The organism is Clostridium sp. AF28-12 (assembly GCF_003435225.1).
Taxonomy (GTDB): Bacteria; Bacillota; Clostridia; order Lachnospirales; family Lachnospiraceae; genus Pilosibacter; species Pilosibacter fragilis.
Window position 1 is genome coordinate 1 of record NZ_QWGJ01000040.1, and the last position, 5,410, is coordinate 5,410.

The following is a 5,410-nucleotide window of genomic DNA, read 5'->3' on the forward strand; positions in this document are numbered from 1 at the left end:
ATAGAAGTGTAAAAAATTTTGCCGTTCCTATCCGGCACTTGCGCATTGTGTCGGATAGGTCGGGCGGTTATTCGGGCAAGTCCACCTTGCCAACAAAAGAATAATAAATCTCAATGTCCTGTCTGCGGGTCTTGTTCTCGTCATAGCTGCACTCATGCACAACAATTTTCTCTACAAACTCCCGCAGCAGAGTAGGGGTAAGTTCTTCAAAGCTGGTATGCCGCCGGACAACATTCATAAACTTTTCTGCGTTCACGGTGGCTTCCTGTGCTTTGGAAAGCTCCGCTTGGATAGCGGCGGCTCTTTCTTTCAGTTCCCGTTGCTCTGCTTCATAGTCTGCCGACAGCTCTGTGAAACGCTCGTCTGATATGCGCCCGGTCACGCTGTCCTCATACAGCCGCTTGAAGATAGCGGATAACTCGGCTATGCGTTTCTCGGCGGCTTCCAGTTCCTTTTTCTTGGCGGCGTTCCTGCGCTTGCCCCCGTCCTCGTTCTGCTCAATCAAGAGCTTCATAAACCGGGCTTCATGCTTTGCCGCATAGCTTGTCACTTTCCGCAGATTGGAGAGTACACCAGCGGTCAAGAGGTCGGTGCGGATAAAGTGCGCCGTACAGTCATGGGTGCGTTTCTTGTAGTTGCCGCAGATATAACAGTCCTGCTTGCGCTTGTCTGTCTGGTATCGCTGCTGATACATGACGCTGCCGCAGTCCGCACAGAACAGTATGCCGGAGAACAAGCCCACTTCATCATAGCGGTTGGGGCGTTTGCGCTGCTTGCGAAGCTCCTGCACCCGTTCCCATGTTTGCGTGTCTATGATAGGCTCGTGGTGGTTCTCGAAAATCACTTGCTTTTCCGGGGAATTTTCTACACTGTGCTTGACTTTGTAAGAAAGTTTTTCTGTCTTGAAGTTTACCAGACAGCCCGTGTATTCCCGGTTTTCAAGGATATGCACAACGGTATTGGTCGCCCACTTGCACTCATAGCCGGGGTGGTAGCGGCGGGTGCTGCCCGTCCTGCGGTATTCCAGCGTTCCCGGCGTGGGGATTTGCTGCTCTGTGAGCATACGGGCTATCTTGGTCGGACCATTCCCGGCAAGGCAGAAATTGTATATCTGCTTGACTACGGGTGCAGCTTCCTCGTCAATGATGAAATTTTCGTCCTCGTCCATGAGGTAGCCATACACAGGCTTGCTTGTGATAGGCTTGCCACTCATGCCTTTTGAGCGTTTCACTGCTTTGATTTTCTTGCTCGTATCTCTCACCAGCCATTCGTTAAAGATATTCCGCAGCGGGGCAAAATCATTGTCGCCCTGTGCGCTGTCCACTCCGTCATTGATAGCGATGAAGCGGACACCTTTCTGTGGGAAAATCATTTCCGTGTACATTCCCACTTGCAGGTAGTTTCGCCCTAACCTCGACATATCCTTTACGATAACTGTCCCGACTTTTCCGGCTTCAATGTCCGCAAGCATGGCTTGAAAACCGGGTCTTTGAAAGTTCGCACCAGAATAACCGTCGTCCGTGTACCAGCGCAGATTGGAAAAGCCGTTCTGCTTTGCATAGGTTTCAAGGATACGCTTCTGATTGGAAATGGAATTGCTCTCGCCTTGCAGCTCGTCCTCATGGGAAAGTCTTGGGTAAAGGGCGGTAATTGGTTGTTGGTTGGTCTGTCTTAACATAAAATCCTCCGTTTCCGACAGCCAGCCCCACTATTCCGTACCTTGATTGTACCACATGGGGCGGCTGTCTGTATAGCGGCAAAAGCGTCAAATCTGCTTCTTTATGGTCGGTCAAATCGCCGTTTTTTGTGTAGCAGCTTCCGCTTCCAGCACTTTCATCATCTTGTCGGCTGCGGTGTCGGTTGCGCCCTGCTTGAAGAAGCCGGAAACGGTAAGGACGGAGTTGCCCATGCGGATTTCCGTTACACAGTCCGGGCGGCGGTCTGTTTTGGTGGTGCTTGTCTGTTTGATTTCTGTCATAGGCTCTCCTTTCGCTGCTTCATCAGTTGCTTTAAGCGTTCCAGCTTTTCCTGTGCGGTTTCCTTTCGGAAGTTGCTGCCCGTGAAGCGGACGGGGGCGCACATGGAAGTCAGCCTGTCATAGATACGGGCGTGGGGCGTGTCCTGCGGGTGCTGCAATTCCTCCAGCGTGAGGTTGGTCGTGGCGATCAGCGGCTTGCCGCTTCGGTAACGGCTGTCAATCACGCTGTAAACCTGTTCCAGCCCGTATTCTGTCCCTCGCTCCATACCGAAATCATCAAGTATCAGCAGGGGGTAGCTGCAAAGGCGGGAAATATACTCATTCCTGCCCTCAAAGCTGGCGGCAAGGTCATTGAGTATTGTTGCAAAGTTTGTCATGCAGACGGCAACCTCTTTTTCCATAAGGGCGTTGGCGATACAGGCGGCAAGGTAGCTTTTTCCTGTCCCCACGCCGCCCCAGAACAGGTAGCCGATATTTTCAGCCTGCATGGTTTCCCAGCTCTCCACATAAAAACGGGCGGTTGCGGTCTGCGGGTTTCTGCCGTTGTCATGCTCAAATGTCCAGTTCCGCATAGCAGGGTCGGTAAAGCCCCGGCGTTTCAAGTCCTCCACTGTTTCAAGGTGCTTCTGTCGGCTTTCAGCGGCTTCCCGTTTTTCACGGGCTGCCCGCTGGCAGTCGCACTCTGACGGGTGTCGGTCATGCCCTAACCATTGGGCGGTTTCTTTTGAAAAATAGGCTTCTTTGGGCGTATGGCACTTGCCGCAGTATAAAAGCCCGTCCTCGCCTGTGTAGTCCTCCGCTTCGGCGGTAGTGGCTGTAATGTCCGTAATCATAGCTTCAATCCCGTTTCTCATAAGCTCTCGCCCTCCTTGCATGAATAATCGGGTATGCCCTGTTTCGGGGCAGCCTTGCCTTTGGCAGCGTCCTCCTGCGCCCACTTGTAAATGGTGGCTGCATGGCTGTGGTACTGCTTCCCGGTGGAAGCGATATGGCAGGAAAGCCGGTCAATATAATACTCCCACTTGTCGGGCAGCTCTGTTTTCAGCCCGGAAAGCTCTGTATCGGTCAGTATCACATTGTTGTATCTGCCATAAGCGGCGGGGGTGGGGTGTCCCGTTTCTCCCTCTCTCTCTTTTTCTATCTCTATCTCTTTCTCTAACTCTATCTCTATCTCTGGTGGACGAATGTCGGACAAATGTCCGCCTTTTGTCCAGGGCGGTAAAAGTGCTTTGTTTTCCAGCCTTGCAGCCCGTTTTCGCTCGGCTTCGGTAGAGGACTGTCCTATCATCAGCTCAATGTCGGTCATATAGAAAGCCCCGCTGTCAAGCTGCTCCACAAGCCCCAACTGCCGGAAAATCTCTAAAGCCCTCTCAACCGTCCCTATCTGGTGGCGGGTCAGTGTCGCTATCATCTGCGCTGTGTAGGGGATATGCTCGTCAAGCTGCAACTTCCCGCCGTTTTTCAGCGATTTTAAGTACAGCTTCAAGAGGATATTGGAATATAAAATTCCGTCTTTCATATCTTCCAGCAGCACAATGGAGTCGCTGTCAAAAAAGTTCTCTTTCAGCTTGAGGTAGTAATACTTGCGGTTATCTGCCATTGTCCCTGTCCTCCTTTTTCCGGCGTTTGGAGTAGTAGCGGGGGCAGAGTATGATAACCGCCCGGAAGCTCTGCTTGCAGCTATGGGTACAGCCCCGGCAGAGGTCGTTGTATGTGATACGGTCGCAGGTGGTATTCCCGACTTTCACTTGCCGCAGGAAAAAAGACCATTCCAGCCGCCGTTTCTTGCTCATTCTTGGCATGGGTGCGCTCCTTTCTGCCGTTTCCACTGGTGTGGCGGTATCGGCGGTAATTCTGTATCATCTCGGTATCATTTTCGGGGTTTTTCTGCCCTGTAAGCCCGTTAAAAAATCCTTTGGTATTGGGGATAGGGTACGGGGCAGCCCCCTTGTTCTGTATGGGTTCGGGTACATTTTGGGGTGGTTTTTATCGCTCCTGTTCCTGCCTTTTCACAGGCTTGCGCTCCCGGCGTAAAATCTGGTCGATATTGCCCTTGACGGTCTGTAAGCGGCGGTATTCCTCCCGTTTTGCCCGGTAATCGTTGTAGCCGCTGTTTTTCTCTTTGATAAGGGTTTCAATCTCTGCTTGCAGGGCTTTATAGCTTGGCAGCTTGGAAATGCCGTTCTCCCTAAAATAACGGGCGGCTGCGTCTGCTATGATAAAGTCGCTTTCGTGCTTCTGTCGGTAGGCTGCTTTTGCTTTGGCGTTTTTCTGCTGTTTCAGCCCGTCCCGGACAGGGCGGGTCTTGGAATAGGCAAGCACCTGCCGTTGCAGCTCCTTTTTCCCGTCCAGCGTCTTTTCCACCTGCTTCAGCTCTGTAAGGCTTTCCCGCATGGCGGTATAGGCGGCAGAACAGGCTTCGTCCAGTTCCTCCGGGGAAGAAAAGCCGTACTGCTGATAGGCGGTAACGGTAGCCGCCATTTGCTTTAGATTGTACTTTGCCGCCCAGCGGTCATAGCCCACGCCCTTGCCCTCGGCTCGCTTGGCTTCCCGGTCAACCATGCGCTGCAAGGTGTTGTCTGCCGGGGTGGTTTTTGTGGTTTTTTCCCCTTGTGACGGCTTTTTAACTGCGGCAGGGTATTCGGGTATGGCTTTGGTCTGTTCGGCGGCTCTGCGGGCGTTCTGTGTAAGCAGGGCAAGGACAGTAGCCTTGTCAAAATCGTCCCCCAGCTTCCGGGCTGTGATAGGCTTTGTCCTGTCCGGTGTGAGGTAGGAAAGCCTCCCCCGGCTCTCCTTGACGGTCACACCCTCCCGCAGCAAAAGGGAAGAAAACTCGTCAAAGCTGGTAGCTTGGGAAAGTGCCTGCCGTATCGTCCGGCGCAGCTTCGCCTTGTCCGTTTCAAACTTGGTGGGCTTGGTCGGCTGTCCTGCGGCTTCTCTGGCGGCGTTCTCTTTATCAAGGGCAAGCTGCCCTTTCTTTGCCGCCCAGTATTCCCGTTCGGTTATCCGTTCCTTGCTGCCGTTCAAGAGGTCGATTTGGTAAAGCCCCTCCCGGTGGCACATCTCCATGACTTCACTCTTGAAATATTCCATAGCGGCGTTGGTGCAGCGGTGCTTGCAGCCCTCCCGTGTGTCGGCTGGTCTGTCCATGTAGGGCAGAAGCGGGACTTCATAAATCCGCAGGGAGTTGATGACGATATGCACATGGATATTGCCGCTGTGGTTATGCCCGTCCGGGTGGGTGCAGATTAGGGCTTGGTGTCCGGGAAAATGCTCCTTGCAGAACTGCTCGCCCAGCTCCTGCGCCCAGTCTACGGTCAAGCCGTTGTCTGTCCCGTCCCGTGGGTCAAAGCTGATGATATAGTGGTGGCTTTTCACATCTTCCCGTTTTTGGTTTTTCTCATAGCGGAGATTGGCTCGCATACAGGCAAC

At 53.1% G+C, this 5,410-nt stretch carries 6 protein-coding genes; all 6 read right to left on the reverse strand.

The window, feature by feature from the left end:
* Positions 1–67 precede the first annotated feature (67 nt).
* Positions 68–1,678 carry a recombinase family protein gene (locus tag DWY93_RS16290; protein ID WP_005921270.1) on the reverse strand — a complete coding sequence of 537 codons (1,611 nt, stop codon included), beginning with the start codon at positions 1,676–1,678 and terminating at the stop codon, positions 68–70.
* Positions 1,679–1,789: 111 nt separating this feature from the next.
* Positions 1,790–1,978, reverse strand: coding sequence for a transposon-encoded TnpW family protein (locus DWY93_RS16295; RefSeq protein ID WP_005927780.1), 189 nt, complete (start codon positions 1,976–1,978; stop codon positions 1,790–1,792).
* On the reverse strand, positions 1,975–2,832 hold the full coding sequence (locus DWY93_RS16300; protein WP_005921274.1) for an ATP-binding protein: 858 nt from the start codon (positions 2,830–2,832) through the stop codon (positions 1,975–1,977). The genes DWY93_RS16295 and DWY93_RS16300 overlap by 4 nt, the downstream gene beginning before the upstream one ends.
* Complete coding sequence (locus tag DWY93_RS16305) at positions 2,829–3,578, reverse strand: phage replisome organizer N-terminal domain-containing protein (RefSeq protein ID WP_005927782.1); 750 nt, start codon at positions 3,576–3,578, stop codon at positions 2,829–2,831. Before DWY93_RS16305 ends, DWY93_RS16300 begins: the two co-directional genes overlap by 4 nt.
* Complete coding sequence (locus DWY93_RS16310) at positions 3,568–3,780, reverse strand: hypothetical protein (protein WP_005927784.1); 213 nt, start codon at positions 3,778–3,780, stop codon at positions 3,568–3,570. Before DWY93_RS16310 ends, DWY93_RS16305 begins: the two co-directional genes overlap by 11 nt.
* 184 nt (positions 3,781–3,964) lie before the next feature.
* The coding region (locus DWY93_RS16320) for a relaxase/mobilization nuclease domain-containing protein (protein ID WP_242990752.1) at positions 3,965–5,410 on the reverse strand (1,446 nt) is incomplete at its 5' end.

Bases quoted from the DNA above. Each gene is read 5' to 3' on its own strand.
- DWY93_RS16310 (WP_005927784.1), bottom strand. From the start codon at position 3,780: ATGCCAAGAATGAGCAAGAAACGGCGGCTGGAATGGTCTTTTTTCCTG.
- DWY93_RS16305 (WP_005927782.1), bottom strand. From the start codon at position 3,578: ATGGCAGATAACCGCAAGTATTACTACCTCAAGCTGAAAGAGAACTTT.
- DWY93_RS16290 (WP_005921270.1), bottom strand. From the start codon at position 1,678: ATGTTAAGACAGACCAACCAACAACCAATTACCGCCCTTTACCCAAGA.
- DWY93_RS16300 (WP_005921274.1), bottom strand. From the start codon at position 2,832: ATGAGAAACGGGATTGAAGCTATGATTACGGACATTACAGCCACTACC.
- DWY93_RS16295 (WP_005927780.1), bottom strand. From the start codon at position 1,978: ATGACAGAAATCAAACAGACAAGCACCACCAAAACAGACCGCCGCCCG.